Raw genomic sequence first — 17145 nt, forward strand, 5'->3', positions numbered from 1 at the left:
GGCTGGTCCGGACAGGCGATCGCAAGGTCGAGGATGTCGACCCAGGCGTCTCCCATGCGTTCGCATTTCATCCGCAGGTCGGCTTGACCGAACTCGCCCACCGGCCGCGGCGCCGCATACGCCTCCAGCGCCGCCGCTGTGCGGGCACCGGTCTCGTCATCGAGCAAGCCGGTCAGTTTCCAGTAACCGTCTTTGCGGCGTTCCAAGGTGATTTCCCGGCGCGGCTCAGTAGGTTCGGGGTCTTTTGGTTCGTTACCGTCGGGGTCGAGCCAGGCGAGGAGGTTCTGCTCGGCGTCGACGAGCTGGCGGGGTCCGGCGTCGCGGGCGAGGTTGGCGAGGATCTTCTCCGCGCTCGCCCGATCCTCAGCAGAGGTATCGGCGGGGAGCTTTTTCAAGATCTCCAGGATCTGGTCGAGCCGCTCGTCCCCGACCAGCCCCTCGGCGGCGACAGCGGCGGTGGCGGGCGCGACAGCAGGAACTTCGGTGCCGTCCAACGCCCGGGTGGGGTTCAGGGCGATGGCCCGGTTCACCACCGCACGCGCCTCGCCGACCGACAATCCCGCTATATCGGCGAACCAGTTGGCCGTGCGGCCATACCCGTACAGGTCTTTGACGCCACGAGACTCGATCTCCGCCAAATACCGCCCCAGTCCGGCGGTGGCCATCCTGATCACCTGCAACGACTGTTGCACGCCGTGGGCAAGCTCCAGCTTGCTGGCGCGCCACAGTTCTTGCGGCAATTCGGGAAGGAAGGTCTCGGACACCCCTCAAGAATACCGCAAAACAATCGAACAGGCGTTCGTAATTTTAAGCAACAATGAAATCGAACGAACAACACTGAAGGGTGATTATGTAGCGAGCCTTTTTCATCCTGGTAGTGGGGTGGGTGTGTTGGGGCTGTGAACGTGGCGAAGCTCCCGGTAGATGGATCGTCGACCAAGATCAACCCAGGAGCCACCAGGAGCTTCGCGTGCTGTTCTATCCCTCGGCGATCGACTTGTCCACCACCACGCTGCGGTATGTCGTCAAGGTAATCCGTGATCACCTGAAGCGGATCGGATCGCCTTGGCGGCGGCTGAACCCGCATCAGCAGGCGTTGCTGGTGCTGGCGCAGCTGCGCAACGGTGACACCTACGCCCGGCTCGCGGCAGGGTTCGGTATCGGCGTGGCCACCGCGTTCCGGTATGTCCGCGAAACCACCGAACTGCTCGCTGCCTCTGCACCCACGCTGACCAGTGCGTTATGGCAACTCGCGTGGAGTCACAACAACTACGGCATCCTCGACGGCACGGTGATCCGGATCGACCGGCTCGCCGCGAACAAGCCCTACTACTCCGGCAAACACCGCTACCACGGCATCAACCTGCAAGGCTTAACCGATCCCTACGGGCGGCTGCCGTGGATCTCAGAAGGGCTACCCGGCGCCATCAACGACACCGCCGCCGCCCGCCACCACGCAATTCCCGACCTCGCCGCCCAGGCCGACATCCGGCTGCTGGCCGCCGCCGGCCATCACCACATCACCGAGGACGTGCTCACCCCCTACAAAGGACGCAAACACCTACCCCAGCACTACCTCGACGCCAACACCGAACACTCCCGCATCCGCTGCCGCGGCGAACGCGGCTTCGCCACCCTCAAAAACTGGGCCATCCTCCACCGTGCCCGCTGTAGCACCGACCGCGTCACCATCCTCGCCAAAGCCATCCTCACCCTCGAACACCAAGGAAGAAAAAGGCTCAGCGAAACAGCGATTACTCGAAGGCAAGTAGGAACCGCGAGCCCCTGCTGGCCTCGGCGCCGAACCGTCAGTGAGCGCCCTCCCGATGGCGGCTGTAAGGCTTGGCGTCGAGAAGCGTGACGCCCACGGCCCCGCCGCTGGGTACGCGATACTCCCGCCGGTCGCCCGGTTTCGCGCCGTGCAGTGCGCGGCCGAGCGGGGAATCGGGGGAGTAGACCTCGAGAGCGCCGTGTCCTGCCTCGTCGCGAGTGCCGAGCAGGAAGGTTTCGGTGTCGCCGTCGTCGTACTCGACTGTGAGCACCATGCCGGGCTCGGCGACGCCGTCGTCGGGAGGGTCTTGTCCGACGACGGCGCCGCGCAGCATGTCCTCGATCTGCCGGATCCGTGCCTGCCGGTGGAGGAGGTGTTCGATCTCGTCGTCGGTGCCGGGGCGCCGCAACGTCGCGAGCTCGCGCACCAGGCGTGCGTGCGCTTCCGGGGTGAGCCATGGGCCTGACGAGACGATGGTCATGAGGATGATCGCCTTTCGATCGTTACGTCTGTGGGGGCCGGGCGTGGAAAGGACCCGGCCCCCACAGACCTTCGGTGAGTCCCGCGTCGGTCAGCGGGTCTCTGGCTTGTCGTGCCGCCGCTGGAAGGCTCCCGCGTCGGTGGCGAACCCGATCGCGGCCTTCAGTAGAAGGTCCTTCTCGGTGCGCAGCAGGGTGTTCTCGGCGCGGAGCCTGTCCACTTCGGACTGTTCGGGAGGTGGGGTTTCGTTGTCTGGAAGCATCGTCATCCGAAATCAGCGAAGGGGATCGAAGGGACGCAGGGCCTCGGGCTGCTTCCCGGTGGTGATGTGCTCGGCCAGGAGGCGTCCGGTGATCGGGCCGTGGGTCAGTCCCCACATCCCGTGCCCGCCCGCGACGTAGAGGCCGGGTGTGCTCGTCGCGCCGATCACGTGCCGCCCGTCAGTGGTGACCGGGCGGGAGCCGACCCATTCGTCGGTGCGCCGGTCCCAGTCCAGGCCGGTGAGGAACGGTCGCGCCGAGGCGATGATCGCGTCGATCCGGGCGGGATCCAGTGGTGCGTCCGGTTTCCGGAACTCCATCGTCCCGGCCACGCGGAGGCCGCCCCGGTATGGCGTGCACGCCACGCGGATGTCGGGCAGGTAAAGCGGCCCGGGCACGGGACGGTCGGTCGGCACGGTGAAGGAGTAGCCGCGTCCGGCGCGCACGGGGACCTTGACTCCCCACTTCCGCCCCAGGTCACCCAGCCAGGCCCCGGTCGCCAGCACGACCGCGTTGGCGTTCACCGTCTGGCCCGTCTTGGAGCGCACGCTCAGCGCGTGGCGGTGCGCGCGCAGGGACGCGACTTCGAACCGGTGACGGATCGTGCCACCCCTGCCGACCACCGCTCGTGCCAGCGACTCGACGAATCGGCCCGGGTCCACGTAGCGCTGCCCGTCGATCCGGACACCGGCGCCGAGCCTCGCCGTGGCCTGGGGGAATCGCTCGGCGAGGTCGGCCGCGGTGAGCCGGGTGTAGGAGATGTCCTGTCCGGTCTCGCCGATGTGCCGCAGTTCGGTGATCAGCCCCGCGGCCTGGTCGGCGGTCTCGAACGCCGCGGTGATCGGCGCTTCGATGGTCGGCGCGTCCACCCCGTTCGCGGTGAGGACGTCGAAGGCCTCGAGGCATTCCTCGTTCAGTGGTGAGTTCGCCTCGACAGCGCGAGTCCACGAGCGCCCGGTGCAGTTCGCGGCGAAGCGGGCGAGGAACGACCAAAGCCGAGGATCGGGGGACGGCGGAACGTGCAGTGGTGCTTGCCGGTCGAGCAGCGTCCGCAGCCCGTAGCGCAGGACGCCGGGTTCGTTGAGGGGGATCGAGAGCCCGGGGGAGAGCCAGCCGGCGTTGCCCCACGACGCGCCCGCCGCGATTCCTTCGCGGTCCAGCACCGTGACGCCGACGCCGCGTTCCTGCAGGAACCACGCGGTCGACAGGCCGACCACGCCGGCGCCGATCACGATCGCCGAACGCGGGACGCCGTCGATCCGGTCGAGATCGCCCATGAATTCCTCCGCTGCACGAGTGGTGCTGTCGCGGTCAGGATGGCTCGGAAACGGAACGCGGCGATTGTCCGGATCCGACAAACAGGGCGGGCGGCTTTGGCCGGAACGGTCAAGTGCCAGGTTCGGACACGGCCAGCTCGATGATCATCGCCAGCCGTTTCGCGGGCTGGTCGAGCCGGAGTTCGGTCACCTCGGCCATCTTCCGCAGCCGGTAGCGGATCGTGTTGGGGTGCACGTCGAGCCGCTCGGCGGCTTCGGCGAGGTCTCCCTGCGCCTCGAGCCAGGCGCGCAGCGTCGCGACGTAATTGGTGGCGTTCGCGCTGTCGTGCCGTCGCAACTCGGTGATCGGGCCGCGGGCCGGTGCACGGCCGGACGCGGCGGCGGCTCGCAGCCGTTGCACCAGGATGTCGTCCCAGGCCTCGTCGTAGGCGATCGCGGACTTCGTGCCGGGCCGGACGTCGTGCAAGGCGAGACATTCGTCGGCTTCCCGCCTGCTCGCAGGCAGTTCCACGGACGTCGCACCGGCTCCGATCCCGGCCAGCATCGTCACCTGGCGGGGCAGTGCCTCGCGGATCGAACCGACCCACGCTCTGGCCGCCTCGACGTCGTCCCCTGGCAGGAGCGTGTAGACGGTGTTGCTGAACAAAGTGCTGCGCCCAGGCCGTGACCAGCCGAAACCGGTGGTCGCCCGCTCGAACGCGAGCAGGAGCGCGGCGTGGCGTTCGTCGCCGATGTGGGCCTGGAGTGCGATCACGCGGAATCGGCCGGGCGGCAGGCCGAGCCTGCTGAGCACGGCTGCCGCGTCCGGCGTGCCCTCCACCAGCCGGATCACCAGATCGGACTCGACCTGCCGTTCCAGGTCCGCGCTCGCCCGGGAGCGCAGCAGATGCAGGCCGACCGTGCGCGAGCTGTCCCGCAGGACCGCACGCCGGGTTTCGATCAGCGGCCGGTCGCATTCCACCCAGATCGAGCCCAGCGCCTCCCGGCCCGCGCGGACCGCGACGACCATGCGCCCGGTCAGCCCGTGCTCGGGATCGGCTTCGACGAACAGTGGCTCGTCGGACTCGGCGAGATGCCGGAACACGCCGCGCCGCTCGAACAGTTCGCGGACCGGTTCCGGGACCTTCCTTCCCAGGATCGTCTCCAGCCGCGCCCGGTCGGCCTGGTGCTGGCGGCTGGAGTAGGCCAAGACCCGGGAGAGCCGGTCTTCGATGGTCACCGCGCTGCCGAGCGCGTCGGCGAGGCTGTCGGCCAGCGCGAACAGGTCGGTCGGCCCGCGGCCGGACTCGGTCTCGCGACCTTCCAGCACCAGCCCGTAGACCACGCCGGCGAGCTGGCCCCAGGACACGTCCGGCTCCACCAGCAGCACCGCGACACCGCCGCGCTCTGCCCGCTCGGCCGCCTCCGGGTCCGGCGGCGCCGATCCGCGGACCAGGACGACCGACGCCTGTGCCGCGGCGGCGAGGTCCACGGCCGTCGTGACGGAGGCCGTGCCGACGGCGAGGTACACGTCCCCGCGCAGGTCGCGGGGGTCGGCGGCATCGTGCATCACCACGTCGCGCAAGGCCGCCTCGCGCGATACCGGGCAGCACCACAACCGCGCCCCGTATCCACCGAGGACGTTCACGAGCCGATCCAGTGTCACCATGACCGCGACCTTGCCACCAAATGGTGCCGGCCACCGGGCGCTCACCCGTTGACTGTGAGTTTAAGAACCTTTTACACTGCGATCGTTAGGAAACTTACTTAACTAATGTCAGGACGACTCCGGCCGACACGACGCCGCCCACCGCCGGTACTCGCCGACTCCGCAACGTCGAGGAGTTCGCATGAAACGGAGAACACCCCTGGCCGGTGTCGCGGTGGCGACCATGGTCCTGCTGGGGCAGACGCTGATCTCTTCCGGTACCGCCGCGCAGGCGGAATCCCTGCTGTCCGCGGGCAAACCGACCACGACATCGTCGGTCGAGGGCCCTGACTTCGCCGGCGGCAACGCCGTCGACGGCAACGCCACGACCCGGTGGGCGAGCGAGGAGATGGTGGATCCGCAATGGATCGCCGTCGACCTCGGCGGTACCGCGACCATCACCAAGGTCAAACTGAACTGGGAAGCCGCGTACGCCAAGACCTACAAGATCCAGGGCTCGGCCGACGGCAAGACCTGGACGGACATCAAGTCGATCGTCGGCGGTGACGGCGCCATCGACGAACACCTCGGCCTCAACGCCTCCGCGCGTCACATCCGCGTCCACGGGACTGCTCGCGGCACGACCTACGGCTATTCGTTGTGGGAACTCGAAATCTACGGCGACCGCGTCGGCGGCGGCGACACGCAGGCACCGACGGCGCCGACCGGCCTCGGCGCGACGGCCACCACCACCGACAGCGTCACCCTCGGCTGGACAGCGTCCACCGACAACGTCGGGGTGACCGAGTACGAGGTGCTCCGCGATGGGAACGTCGTCGGGACCACGGCGACGACCACCTACACCGACAGCGGGCTGGCGTCCGGAGCGGAATTCGGCTACTCCGTGCGGGCACGGGACGCGGCGGGCAACGTCTCCGCGGCGAGTGCGGCGATCAGGGCGGCGACCAAACCCGGCGGCACCGGGCCCATCACCATCGCGCTCGCGGGAGACATCGCCAACCCGGAGCTCTTCTCGACGCATCAGGCGACCGCGAACCAGGTCGCGAAGATGAACCCGCAGTACGTGCTGACCGTTGGCGACAACCAGTACCACAAGGGCACCATTTCCGAGTACCGCGCGCACTACGACAAGACGTGGGGCAGGTTCAAGAGCATCACCAAGCCCACGACGGGCAACCACGAGTGGGAAGACAGTCTCAAGGGGTACAAGGAGTACTTCGGCGCGATCGGGTACCCGCAGGGCCTGCCGTACTACAGCTACGACATCGGTGACTTCCATTTCGTCGCGATGGACTCGAATCCCATCTACAGCGGGGGCGGTTCCGAGCAGGTGACGTGGCTGCGCAACGACCTGGCGAAGAACACGAAGTCGTGCGTCATCGGGTACTGGCATCACCCGCGTTTCAACTCGGGGAATTACGGTGACAAGAAGCAGATGGCGCCCCTGTGGAACGAGCTGGCCAGTGCGAAGGCGGACGTGGTGTTCGCCGGGCACGACCATCACTACGAGCGGACCAAGCCGCTGGATGTGAACGGGCACGTCGACGAGGCCAATGGCGTGCGGTCGGTCATCGCCGGTATCGGCGGCGACTACCTCTACACCGACTACAAGGCGCGTGAAGGGGTGGAAAAAATCTTCGCCAAGCACGGCGTGATGAAGCTGGTGCTGAACGGGAAGTCCTACTCCTGGGAGATCTACGACACGAACGGGAATGTGCTCGACAAGGCGGGTCCGTACACCTGCCGCTGACGGCCGGGGTCCGGTGCCGTACGCGGCGCCGGACCCGGGTGTGTTTGTCCACGAAGACGTAGGTCCATCCAGGAGTACAGGTGAATCGAATGGTGAAGCCGGGCACCGCCGCGATCGCGGCGATCGTCCTGCTCGCTCAACCCGTGACCGCTTCCAGCGCCACGGCCGGACCGGTGGAATCCCTGCTGTCGGTCAACAAACGGACCACGACCTCCACCGTCGAAAACGAGAGCTTCAGTGGTGCTCTCGCCGTCGACGGTGATTCGACGACCCGCTGGGCGAGTCTGGAGGGGGATCGACAGTGGATCGCGGTCGACCTCGGCGGCCCCGCGGACATCAGCCGGATCAAGGTCTTCTGGGAATCGGCCCACGCGAAGGATTACCAGGTCCAGGCGTCCGACGACGGCCAGAACTGGCGGGACGTGAAAACCGTCGTGGGCAGCGACGGCGGCCTCGACGAGTTCACCGGCCTGAACACCTCCGCGCGGCACATCCGGATCTTCGGCACGGCACGGGCGACCGTTTACGGATACTCGCTGTGGGAGCTGGAGGTCTACGGCGTCCGGACGGGCGACGGCGACATTCAGCCGCCGTCGGTGCCGACCGGGCTCCGGCAGGCGTCGTCCACCACCGAGAGCATCACGCTCGGCTGGACCGCGTCCGCAGACAACGTAGGGGTCACGGAGTACGAAGTCCTGCGCAACGGCAACGTCATCGGCCGGACCGCGACGACGTCCTACACCGACACGTCGCTGGCGTCGGGCTTCGACTTCCAGTACGCGGTGCGGGCACGGGACGAGGCCGGGAACCTGTCCGGGGCGACCGTGCCGGTGAAGGCGGCCACTCGGCCGTCGGCGTCCGAGGGCATCGTCATCGCGCTCGCCGGCGACATCGCCAAGCCGGAGCTGCCGTCCGAGCATCAGCGGACGGCGGAGCTGGTGAGCAGGATCAAGCCCCGATACGTGCTGACGGTCGGCGACAACCAATACGTCGACGGCACCATCGAAGAGTTCCGGAATTACTACGACAAGACGTGGGGAAAGTTCAAGAGGATCACCAAACCCACGCCGGGCAACCACGAGTGGAACAACGAGCTGGCGGGGTACAAACAGTACTTCGGCAAGATCGCGACACCCAAGGGAAAGCCGTACTACAGTTTCGACGTCGGAGCCTTCCATTTCGTCGCGCTCGATTCGGACCCGGTGTACAACGGCGGTGGCGCCGAGCAGGTGGCGTGGCTGCGCAAGGACCTCGCGAAGACCAAGAAGTCCTGCATCGCCGGGTATTGGCACCATCCGCGCTTCAATTCGGGGAATTCCGGAGACGCGAAGAGCATCGCGCCACTGTGGAACGAGCTGGCCATGGCAAAGGCGGATGTCGTGTTCGCCGGGCACGATCACCATTACGAGCGGACCAAGCCGCTGGATGTGAACGGGCACGTCGACGAGGCCAACGGCGTGCGCTCGGTCATCGCCGGCATCGGCGGCGACAGTCTTTACCTCGATTACAAGGCCCGTGAAGGCGTCGAGAAGATCCTGGGCAAGCACGGAGTGATGAAGCTGGTACTCAAAGGAAAGACCTATTCCTGGGAGATCATCGGCACCAACGGGGAACTGCTCGACAAGGCGGGCCCGTTCCGCTGCCGGTGACGGGGAAAGGAGACCGGGTGAAGCTCCCGATGAAGTTCGTCGTGGCGCTGGCGGGTGTCGCCGCCCTCGCCGCCGCCTCGGTGGTGTACGTCGTGCAGGCCAAGGCGAACAGCCCTGAACGGCGGACGGCCGACGCGACGGTCGCGGTGGATTCCGCACGGCCGGTCGTACTGGGGGAGACGGGGCGGCTGCTGTTCCGCAACGGCGCGGCGGGGCCCGGCTACGGGAACGTCGCCTCGGTCCCCGTCTCCGATCCCGGGGGTCCGCGTCGGGTCAGTTCGCTGAGTTGCGAACGGTTCTACACCGCGGCGGACGGCGGCCTGTGCCTGGCGAAGGAACCCACGCCCATGCCCGGCGCGGTCGCCAGGTTCGTCGACGCCGCGCTCGGCGAGGTCAAGCGGGTCGACGTCCCCGGCATCCCCAACCGCGCGAAGCTCTCGCCCGCCGGCCGGATGGGGAGCTGGACCACCTTCGTCACCGGTGACTCGTACTCGACGCCCGGCACCTTCTCGACACGTACGGCCATCATGGATCGCGAACGGAACGAGCTTTCGAGCAATATCGAGGGCATCCCGCTGCGGATCGGCGACGCGGTCCACCGCGGCGAGGACGTCAACTACTGGGGCGTCACGTTCGCCGCCGACCAGCGGACGTTCTACGCCACGGTCGCCACCGGCGGGCGGGCCTACCTGGTGCAGGGCGACAACGAGGCCTGGAACGCGCGCACGCTGCGGGAGAACGCGGAATGCCCGTCGCTGTCGCCGGACGGCACGAAGCTCGCGTTCAAGAAGCGGGTGGCGGACGGCGACGTCCGGCCATGGCGGGAACACGTGCTGGACCTGGCCACGATGCGGGAGACCCCGCTCGCGGAAACGCGCAGTGTGGACGATCAGGTGGTCTGGCTCGACAACGACACGATCGCCTACGGCCTGCCGCGCGAGAACGGGAAGGAAAGCGACATCTGGTCCGTGCCCGCCGACGGCGGCGGCGCGGCTCGCCTGCTGGTCCCCTTTGCCTCGTCGCCGTCGGTCACCACGGCTGCTCGCTGAGCCGGGTTCAGTCGCTGTCCGGGGCGAATCTGCCATCTTCCCGATACAGCCAGTACCGGCGCAGCATGCGCAGCACCACCGAAACCTGCAGTGCGGTGATCCCGGGTAAGGGCGCGAGGTCGCGGGTGAGGAAGTCGGCCATCTCGTCCTCGTTGCGGAATACTCCCTGGTGGATGACCGAAGCGGTGCCGGCGACGATCGACACGTACCGCGCCGACGGATGCCGCGCCAGTTCCGCGGCCACGGCCTGGATGGCGCCCGGGGTGATGGTCAGCGCGATGACCGCTTCCAGTTCGTAGCCGAGCTGTGCTGGTTCGACCTCGACCCGCGGCCGGACGATGCCGCGCCGCAGCGTCGACTGGATCAGCCGGTAGGCGGTGGACTGGCTGAGGTCGAGGATCCGGCCTGCTTCGGCCGCGGTGATCCGGCCGTTCCCGGCCAGCAGCCCGATGAGCCGCCGCTCGTCCGGGCCCACTTCGTCGGCGTCGAATCCGTCCGGCGTGCCTGGCACCACCTGTTCGCGGGCGAGGATCTCCTGCTGTTCTTCGCTCAGCCGGTGCAACCGCCAGGAGTCGGCCCTGGTCAGCGCCCGTAGCACCAGCTCCGAATGCGTCCCGGCCACACCGGCGACCCCGGGGATGCGCTCGGCGAGCAGTTCGCGCGCCTGAGCCCGGTCCGGGACGTGCACGGCCAGGTAGACGTCCGAACGGCCCGCCGTCTCCGCCGCGAGCTGGACCTCGGGAAACCGTGCGAGCGCCTTCGCCGCCGAACCGGACGCGCCCGGTTCGGTCGTGACCCAGACGTGCCGCGGGTTCCCGCGAGCCCTCGCCCTCCACTCGACCTGGCCGATCACCCGGAGGATCCGCTGTTCCTCGAGGCGGGTCAGCCGTCGCCCCACCGTGCTGGCCGAAACGTCGAGCGCCTCGGCGAGCGCGGCGACCGACGCGCGTGGGGCGACCTGAAGCGCCGCGATCAGATCGAGGTCGGGTTCGGTCAGCATGAGGTGAATGTATCAGTCACTGAGTGCGCTCATGTGACTGATCCGAGCGGTATCGCATTCAGGGTTGCACTATTCGGTCGCTTGAGTTTGTAATGGGCCTCCGATCGCGAAAGGAGCCGCGCCGGTGAGTTCCAGCCAGGCCAGAACCACCTCACGTCCGATGAACCTCCTGCTGCGCGCGCTCGACGGGGTCGACCTGCTCGGCAACAAGCTGCCGCATCCGTTCTGGCTGTTCGTCCTCCTGAGCGGAGTGCTGGCGCTCGCCAGCTGGGGGCTCAGCGCGGCCGGAGTGTCGGCGGTGAACCCTGCGACGGGCAAGACCGTCGAGGCGAAGAACCTGTTGTCCGCCGACGGCGTGCGGATGATGGTGACCGACGCGGTCAAGAGCTACACGTCGTTCCCGCCGCTGGGCACGATCCTCGTGGTGATGCTCGGCGTGGCGGTCGCGGAGCGGTCCGGTCTGCTCGCGGCCGTGCTCCGGTCCGGTGTTTCGAAGGTGTCGCCGCGGTGGGTGACCTTCGCGCTGGCGTTCACCGGAATGGTGTCCCACGTCGCCTCCGACGCGGCCTACGTGGTGCTGATTCCGTTGGGAGCCTTGGCTTTCCGTGCGGTGGGGCGCAGCCCGATCCTGGGCATCGTGGTCGCGTTCGTGTCCATCTCCGCCGGTTACGACGCGAGTCCGCTGATCACGCCGACCGACGCCATCCTTTCCGGGCTGACCACGGCGGCGGCGCAGACGATCGATCCGGCTTACTCGGTCACCCCGCTGGCCAACTACTTCTTCTCGCTCGCCTCGTCGGTCGTGCTGGCCGCGGTGATCACGCTCGTGACCGAGAAGGTCCTCGCGCGACGCGCCGAGGCGATGCCCGTCGACGACGACGCGGAGGAAGACGATCTCGGCTCACTCAAGCTCAGCCGTGAGGAGCGGCGGGGCCTGCTCGCCGCGCTCATCGCGTTGGCGGTCTTCGTGGTCGCCTTGGTGCTGGCGGTGCTGCCCGCGTCGTCGCCGTTACGCGGCAAGGGCGGGAGCATCATCGAGTCGCCGCTGCTGACCTCCATCTCGATCTTCCTCGCGCTCGGCTTCCTGGCGGCGGGCTGGGCCTATGGCAAGGTCGCCGGGACGGTGACCAGCAGCCGCGACATCCCGGGGTTCATGGCCCACGGATTCCGCGAGATGGCGCCGATCCTGGTGCTGTTCTTCGCCATCTCCCAGTTCCTTGCCTACTTCAAATGGACCGGCATCGGGGAGATCACCGCGATCAACGGCGCCGGGCTGCTCAAAACCTCCGGCGTCTCCGGGCCGGTCATCATGCTGGGCATCCTCGTCGTGGTGACCCTGGTGAACCTGATCGTCACCAGCGGTTCCGCGCAATGGGCGCTGATCGGCCCGGTGTTCGTACCGATGCTGATGTTGCTGGACATCCCGCCGGAGACCACGCAGGCGCTGTACCGCATCGCGGATTCGTGCACTAACGCGATCACCCCGATGAGCCCGTACTTCGTGATGGCGCTGGGCTTCTTGCAGCGCTACCGCCGTTCGGCCGGTATCGGCACGCTCTTCTCGATGACCGTCCCGCTCGCGTTCTCTCTGCTGGTGGTGTGGACGTTGCTGTTCTTCGTGTTCTGGGTGTTCGGCATCCCGCTCGGCCCCGGTGCCCCCATTCGCTAGAAAGGATTCTCGTGTCACACACGGATTGGTCCCGGCAGGCGCTGCCCGGCATGCTCGACGATCTGCGGACGATCGTCGAGCTGGAGACCCACAGCTACGACAAGCCGATGCTGGACAAAGGACTCGACACCATCCGGTCCTGGGTCTTCGACCGCCTCGGCGCACCGGATACCGAGGCCCGGCACACCGACCTGGTCCGCGGCGACGTGCTCGAACTGAGCTATGCGGGTACGGCGCCGGGAACGGTGCTGCTCCTGAGCCACTACGACACGGTCTGGCCGACCGGGACGCTCGCCGAATGGCCGTACGCCGACGAGGACGGCCGCATCACCGGGCCAGGCGCGTTCGATATGAAACTCGGGCTGGTGCAGTCGGTCTGGGCACTGCGAGGCCTCCGCGAACTCGGCCTTCCGCATCCGTCGGTGAAGTTCCTCTTCAACGGTGACGAGGAGATCGGCAGCCCCCACTCGCGGCCGTACATCGAAGCGGCGAGTGAAGGCGCGCTCGCCACGCTCGTCTTCGAGGCGTCGCTGGACGGCAAGCTGAAGACCGCGCGCAAGGGGGTCGGCTTGTTCGACGTGACCGTCACCGGCGTCGAGGCTCATGCGGGCCTGGACCCGTACGCGGGAGCGAGCGCGATCCACGCCCTCGCCGAGGTCGTCGGACGGCTTGCCTCCGCGGGCTCACGCGAACACGGGACCACGGTCAACGTCGGCACCATTTCCGGTGGTACCGGTCGCAACGTCACCGCGGGCAACGCCGTCTGCGGCGTCGACGTCCGCGTCGCCGAACCGTCCGAAATGGACCGGATCGACGAGGTGTTCGCCGGACTGGCCGCCACCGATCCTCGGGTGACCGTCGCGGTGGAAGGGGAGTGGAATCGTCCGCCGATGACGCCGAACGACCCATCGCGGGCCCTGTTCGCGGCCGCGCGGAAGGTGGCCGCCGAAGCGGGCTGGGACCTGGACGAGACCGCCGTTGGCGGTGCGAGCGACGGTAACTTCGTGTCCGCGCTGGGCCGCCCGGTGCTCGACGGGCTCGGCGCCGTCGGAGGCGGCGCTCACGCGCGCTTCGAACACGTCCTCGCGACACACATCCCGGAACGGACGGCGCTGGCGATCGGCCTGATCACGGCACTGGCCTGACCGCGCGGGTCGATTCGCACGTCGTGTGTGAGTCGCGGCCGGAGTGGGTACCCGGATGGGTTCGCGAGCAGGGACCACTACGGGAGCAGCGATGTCAACACCGGAATCCACAGTGGACAAGGGAGCCGTCGTCGTCGGCTATGACGGCTCCGAGCAAGCGCGGAAGGCCGTGCGCTGGGCCGCGGGGGAGGCCGCCGCCCGCGGCCGCGGACTGGTCGTCGTCCATGTCGTCGGGTTCCCGCCCATGGCCGAGGCGGTGCCGGGTGGCGGGGCGTGGCCCCGTCCGGGGTTCCTCGAAGCCGGTCAGGAAACGGCGCGGCGCCACGCGGAAACGCTGCTCGGCGATGTCGCGCAGGAATGCCGCCGGACGTGGCCGGATCTGGCCGTCTCGACCCGGTTGCTGTCCGGCCGCGCCCCCGATGCGCTGGCCGACGCCGCGGCGAACGCGGAGCTGCTGGTCATCGGGTCATCCGGGCTCACCGCGCTGCCAAGGCTCCTGGTCGGGTCGACGGCCAACGAACTCCTGCACGACTGCCACCGGCCGATCGTGGTGGTGCGCGACAGCGACGAACCGTCGGCGGACGAAGAGAAAAAGGTCGTGGTGGGCGTCGATGGATCCGAGACCAGCGTCGAAGCCATCGGTTTCGCCTATGACTTCGCCGACCGGCACGAGTGCGTGCTGGTGGCCTTGCACGTCTGGTCCGACCTGCCACTCGAAGCGATGGCGGTCAACCCCACCGAGCACGACAGGGAGATCATCCAGGAACGCGGAAAGCCCCTGCTCGACGAATCGTTGGCAGGCTACCGGGACCGGTATCCGGACGTGCCCGTCCGTCGGGTGATCGCGATCGACCGGCCCGCCCATGCGCTTTCAGAGCAGGCCGAGGGGGCCACGCTGCTCGTCGTCGGCAGTCACGGACGCGGCCCGCTACGGCGTGCTCTTCTGGGATCGGTCAGCCGTGCCGTGGTGCACCACGCACCCTGCCCCGTCGCCGTGGTCCGTCACCACAAGGAACGTCATCCTGATGGCCGGTAAGTCTTACGCTTTGACGCGGCCGTGGCGCAGCCCCAGTTCGCCCGCGTAGTCCTCGACGAGATATCGGTCGTTCCGTACGGCGGAGACGTAGAGATGTGGTCGAGTCGGTGGCGGGAGTGGGGGTCGCGGGGATTCGCTCGCGGCCGTGGGCACCCAGGTGTCGCGAAAGTGGCTTTCGCGACGCATCTCGACCATGGGTTCAGCGAAGCCCCTCTTCGCTACCGAACCCCTGCCCCCGACGTTGCGAAAGCCACTTTCGCAACGTTGAACGTTGCGAAAGTGGCTTTCGCAACCCGCCACCTTTGCTTTACCCCTCAAGGCAAAGTCAGGCCGATGACCGGCCAGTCGACGAGCTCGGGCGAGGACTTGAGCTGGTGGCTGCCCAGCGTAATCAAACGGCGTCTTTCAACCAGCGGTCCGCCCGTTGCCAGATGACTCGCGAATCGACGTCATCGGTGCTCCAGGTGGTTGCGCGGGTGGTACCGAGTTCGCGGTACTTACGCATGATCGCCACGTGGGCAGGCAGCCCGACGAAACCGCGCATACCTTCATGGTCACGCCACACCGAGACCGAGCCCAGCCGCCGGCGCAGCGGTTCGGCCCACAGCCACTGGCCGACCGCGCCGGGCAGCCGGGGCCACGCGCGGCTGAGCAGGTACCCCGCCCGGTAGGCGCCCGGCGTGCTCCGAAAGTCGTCGAGTGTCAACGCGGTGACGCTGACCAGCACCTCTCCGGCGAAGTCCGCGGCCTGACCGGGGATCCACTTGACTCTGATCATGCTCGCTCCTCGCGTTACCTCAGCCCAAAATAGCTGCGTCCTGCGTATGATACGCATATGCGTATCATTGTGCGTCACCGGTTGGCGTGCGAATGAATTCAGCAGGAGCGGGTGAATGATCAAGTGCATGCTTCCCGGTGACAGCGACCCGGTGAGGCTGCCGGTCGCGTCGTCGCGTCGACAAAAATCGGTCCGGACGGCGGGTTCTGGGCTCTGCAAAAGCGACGGCGCGGCGGTCGGCCCCCGGCCGCGATCTGGTCGCAGAACTGCTCGCCGACGGACGGACCCTGACCGGTCCGCGCGTCGAACTCCTGCGTGCCGATCTAACCTCGGAGAAAGGGGGTGGTCGAGGCGCCGTCGGTGGTGAAGACACCGAGCCGGTACTTGCTGTACTACTCCGCCGATACGAGAAGATCCCCGACCTCGAACCGGGAGGCGGTGTGTCGCCGGGTGACACACCGCCCGACTCGGCTCAGACATCCGCTCTCGCATCCGCAGCCCATGCCGTCCAAAGCGATGCCTGTCGCCTGACTGGTGCTCATCGGCGTCCTCGTCGTGCTGGCGACCGGTTTCGTCATCGCGCTGGGCTGGGCTGACCTCAAGCTGGGCTGATCGGGCACGGAGTAGCCCAGATCGAGGTCAGTGCAAAGTACGGCCGAGGAAGTCTCGGATGAGGGTGGCGATTTCCGGGCCGTGTGTCTCCAGGGCGAAGTGTCCGGCGTCGAGAAGGTGCAATTCGGCGTCGGGCAGGTCGCGGAGGAAGGCTCGGGCACCGTCGGCACCGAAGATCTCGTCGTGCTCGCCCCAGGTGATGAGCGTCGGCGGGCGGTGCTCGCGGAAGTACTGCTGGACGGCCGGGTACACGTCGAGATTGAACTGGTAGTCCCAGAACAGCTGCAGTTGCACCTCCTTGTTGCCGGGGCGGTCGAGCAGGGCCTGGTCGAGGGTCCAGGTGTCGGGAGTGAGCCGGTTCAGCCGGTCGGCGGGGACGCCGTGGGTGTACTGCCAGCGGGTCGCCGCGGGCTCCAGGAGTTTGCGTACGGCCGCTTCGTGGGTTTCGCGGTCCTTGGCGTGCGCGAACAGAACATCCCAAAACGGGGTGAAGCCGTCGACGTAGGCGTTGCCGGATTGCACCAGCAGCGCGCTGACCCGCTCCGGTTGCCGGCTCGCGATGCGGAGCCCGATGGGCGCCCCGTAGTCCTGGATGTAAAGGGCGAAGCGGTCCAAGCCGAGTGCGTCGACGAGGCCGATCGTGATCGCGGTCAGGTTCTCGAACGAGTAGTCGAACCGGTCGACGGGCGGGGCGTCGGAGTGGCCGAACCCGATGTGGTCGGGGGCGATGACGTGGTAGCGGTCGGCCAGTGCGGGGATCAGCTTGCGGAACATGTGCGACGACGTGGGAAAACCGTGCAACAGCACGACGGTCGGCGCCGTGGGGTCGCCGGCTTCCCGGTAGAACACGCTGTGGCCGTCGACGGTCGCGGTGTGGTGGAACACCTCTCCGGATCTGGCAGGACGGGTGGCTTCGGACATGGAGGTACTCCTTGAGACTTGATCTAACCGGCTAAAGTCTTGAGAACGGTTAGAGACAAGCATGCGAGAACCTAACCTGTCAAGCGATCGACGAAGGGTA

The 17145-nt window shown here is 67.6% G+C and carries 14 protein-coding genes and 2 pseudogenes; 8 read left to right on the top strand and 8 right to left on the bottom strand.

Annotated features, from left to right (window positions below):
• Nucleotides 1–764, bottom strand: a 764-nt coding sequence (locus DL990_RS33010) for a DUF222 domain-containing protein (RefSeq protein ID WP_125801048.1), incomplete at its 3' end; no start/stop codon positions are given.
• A 206-nt stretch (nucleotides 765–970) separates the two neighbouring features.
• On the opposite strand from DL990_RS33010, the pseudogene DL990_RS33015 reads away from it, so the two are divergent.
• A pseudogene (locus DL990_RS33015) lies at nucleotides 971–1717 on the top strand (transposase family protein); the annotation flags it as partial.
• Nucleotides 1718–1808: 91 nt separating this feature from the next.
• On the opposite strand, the gene DL990_RS33020 reads toward DL990_RS33015, so the two are convergent.
• From DL990_RS33020 to DL990_RS33030, 4 genes are all read right to left on the bottom strand, one after another.
• On the bottom strand, nucleotides 1809–2252 hold the full coding sequence (locus DL990_RS33020; RefSeq protein ID WP_125801049.1) for a GreA/GreB family elongation factor: 444 nt from the start codon (nucleotides 2250–2252) through the stop codon (nucleotides 1809–1811).
• Nucleotides 2253–2342: 90 nt separating this feature from the next.
• Nucleotides 2343–2519, bottom strand: a complete 177-nt coding sequence (locus DL990_RS41580; protein ID WP_199746711.1) for a hypothetical protein — start codon at nucleotides 2517–2519, stop codon at nucleotides 2343–2345.
• Nucleotides 2520–2525: 6 nt separating this feature from the next.
• On the bottom strand, nucleotides 2526–3788 hold the full coding sequence (locus DL990_RS33025; RefSeq protein ID WP_125801050.1) for an FAD-binding oxidoreductase: 1263 nt from the start codon (nucleotides 3786–3788) through the stop codon (nucleotides 2526–2528).
• A 109-nt stretch (nucleotides 3789–3897) separates the two neighbouring features.
• Entirely contained in the window at nucleotides 3898–5436 is a 1539-nt protein-coding gene (locus tag DL990_RS33030; RefSeq protein ID WP_125801051.1) for a CdaR family transcriptional regulator, read from the bottom strand.
• A gap of 181 nt (nucleotides 5437–5617) precedes the next feature.
• On the opposite strand from DL990_RS33030, the gene DL990_RS33035 reads away from it, so the two are divergent.
• The 3 genes from DL990_RS33035 (at nucleotide 5618) to DL990_RS33045 (ending at nucleotide 9884) form a co-directional block, all read left to right on the top strand.
• The gene (locus DL990_RS33035; protein ID WP_125801052.1) at nucleotides 5618–7186 is read left to right on the top strand and encodes a discoidin domain-containing protein; all 1569 of its coding nucleotides are present in this window, start codon (nucleotides 5618–5620) and stop codon (nucleotides 7184–7186) included.
• Nucleotides 7187–7275: 89 nt separating this feature from the next.
• Nucleotides 7276–8835, top strand: coding sequence for a discoidin domain-containing protein (locus tag DL990_RS33040; protein ID WP_125801053.1), 1560 nt, complete (start codon nucleotides 7276–7278; stop codon nucleotides 8833–8835).
• Between the two features lie 17 nt (nucleotides 8836–8852).
• Entirely contained in the window at nucleotides 8853–9884 is a 1032-nt protein-coding gene (locus tag DL990_RS33045; RefSeq protein ID WP_125801054.1) for a hypothetical protein, read from the top strand.
• 7 nt (nucleotides 9885–9891) lie between these two features.
• Here DL990_RS33045 and DL990_RS33050 read toward each other — a convergent pair whose 3' ends face one another.
• Nucleotides 9892–10884 carry an Lrp/AsnC family transcriptional regulator gene (locus DL990_RS33050; RefSeq protein WP_125801055.1) on the bottom strand — a complete coding sequence of 331 codons (993 nt, stop codon included), beginning with the start codon at nucleotides 10882–10884 and terminating at the stop codon, nucleotides 9892–9894.
• A gap of 160 nt (nucleotides 10885–11044) precedes the next feature.
• Between DL990_RS33050 and DL990_RS33055 the strand changes: the two genes are divergently transcribed.
• From DL990_RS33055 to DL990_RS33065, 3 genes are all read left to right on the top strand, one after another.
• Nucleotides 11045–12553, top strand: a complete 1509-nt coding sequence (locus tag DL990_RS33055; protein ID WP_125801246.1) for an AbgT family transporter — start codon at nucleotides 11045–11047, stop codon at nucleotides 12551–12553.
• 50 nt (nucleotides 12554–12603) lie between these two features.
• Nucleotides 12604–13698 (top strand): M20 family metallopeptidase, encoded by a 1095-nt coding sequence (locus tag DL990_RS33060; RefSeq protein WP_125801247.1) that lies wholly within the window; start codon nucleotides 12604–12606, stop codon nucleotides 13696–13698.
• A gap of 91 nt (nucleotides 13699–13789) precedes the next feature.
• Complete coding sequence (locus DL990_RS33065) at nucleotides 13790–14734, top strand: universal stress protein (protein WP_125801056.1); 945 nt, start codon at nucleotides 13790–13792, stop codon at nucleotides 14732–14734.
• A 391-nt stretch (nucleotides 14735–15125) separates the two neighbouring features.
• Here DL990_RS33065 and DL990_RS33070 read toward each other — a convergent pair whose 3' ends face one another.
• Complete coding sequence (locus tag DL990_RS33070) at nucleotides 15126–15512, bottom strand: hypothetical protein (protein ID WP_125801057.1); 387 nt, start codon at nucleotides 15510–15512, stop codon at nucleotides 15126–15128.
• Nucleotides 15513–15925: 413 nt separating this feature from the next.
• Between DL990_RS33070 and DL990_RS41995 the strand changes: the two are divergent.
• A pseudogene (locus tag DL990_RS41995) lies at nucleotides 15926–16124 on the top strand (DUF6480 family protein).
• Nucleotides 16125–16151: 27 nt separating this feature from the next.
• On the opposite strand, the gene DL990_RS33085 reads toward DL990_RS41995, so the two are convergent.
• The gene (locus DL990_RS33085; protein ID WP_125801058.1) at nucleotides 16152–17045 is read right to left on the bottom strand and encodes an alpha/beta fold hydrolase; all 894 of its coding nucleotides are present in this window, start codon (nucleotides 17043–17045) and stop codon (nucleotides 16152–16154) included.
• Nucleotides 17046–17145: the final 100 nt, after the last annotated feature.

The sequence above is a fragment of the Amycolatopsis sp. WAC 01416 genome, from assembly GCF_003947485.1.
Taxonomy (GTDB): domain Bacteria; phylum Actinomycetota; class Actinomycetes; order Mycobacteriales; family Pseudonocardiaceae; genus Amycolatopsis.

What these genes read in the sequence shown, in the direction of transcription:
- DL990_RS33020 (WP_125801049.1), bottom strand. Translation starts at nt 2,252, where the DNA reads ATGACCATCGTCTCGTCAGGCCCATGGCTCACCCCGGAAGCGCACGCA.
- DL990_RS41580 (WP_199746711.1), bottom strand. Translation starts at nt 2,519, where the DNA reads ATGACGATGCTTCCAGACAACGAAACCCCACCTCCCGAACAGTCCGAA.
- DL990_RS33025 (WP_125801050.1), bottom strand. Translation starts at nt 3,788, where the DNA reads ATGGGCGATCTCGACCGGATCGACGGCGTCCCGCGTTCGGCGATCGTG.
- DL990_RS33030 (WP_125801051.1), bottom strand. Translation starts at nt 5,436, where the DNA reads ATGGTGACACTGGATCGGCTCGTGAACGTCCTCGGTGGATACGGGGCG.
- DL990_RS33035 (WP_125801052.1), top strand. Translation starts at nt 5,618, where the DNA reads ATGAAACGGAGAACACCCCTGGCCGGTGTCGCGGTGGCGACCATGGTC.
- DL990_RS33040 (WP_125801053.1), top strand. Translation starts at nt 7,276, where the DNA reads ATGGTGAAGCCGGGCACCGCCGCGATCGCGGCGATCGTCCTGCTCGCT.
- DL990_RS33050 (WP_125801055.1), bottom strand. Translation starts at nt 10,884, where the DNA reads ATGCTGACCGAACCCGACCTCGATCTGATCGCGGCGCTTCAGGTCGCC.
- DL990_RS33055 (WP_125801246.1), top strand. Translation starts at nt 11,045, where the DNA reads ATGAACCTCCTGCTGCGCGCGCTCGACGGGGTCGACCTGCTCGGCAAC.
- DL990_RS33060 (WP_125801247.1), top strand. Translation starts at nt 12,604, where the DNA reads ATGCTCGACGATCTGCGGACGATCGTCGAGCTGGAGACCCACAGCTAC.
- DL990_RS33065 (WP_125801056.1), top strand. Translation starts at nt 13,790, where the DNA reads ATGTCAACACCGGAATCCACAGTGGACAAGGGAGCCGTCGTCGTCGGC.
- DL990_RS33070 (WP_125801057.1), bottom strand. Translation starts at nt 15,512, where the DNA reads ATGATCAGAGTCAAGTGGATCCCCGGTCAGGCCGCGGACTTCGCCGGA.
- DL990_RS33085 (WP_125801058.1), bottom strand. Translation starts at nt 17,045, where the DNA reads ATGTCCGAAGCCACCCGTCCTGCCAGATCCGGAGAGGTGTTCCACCAC.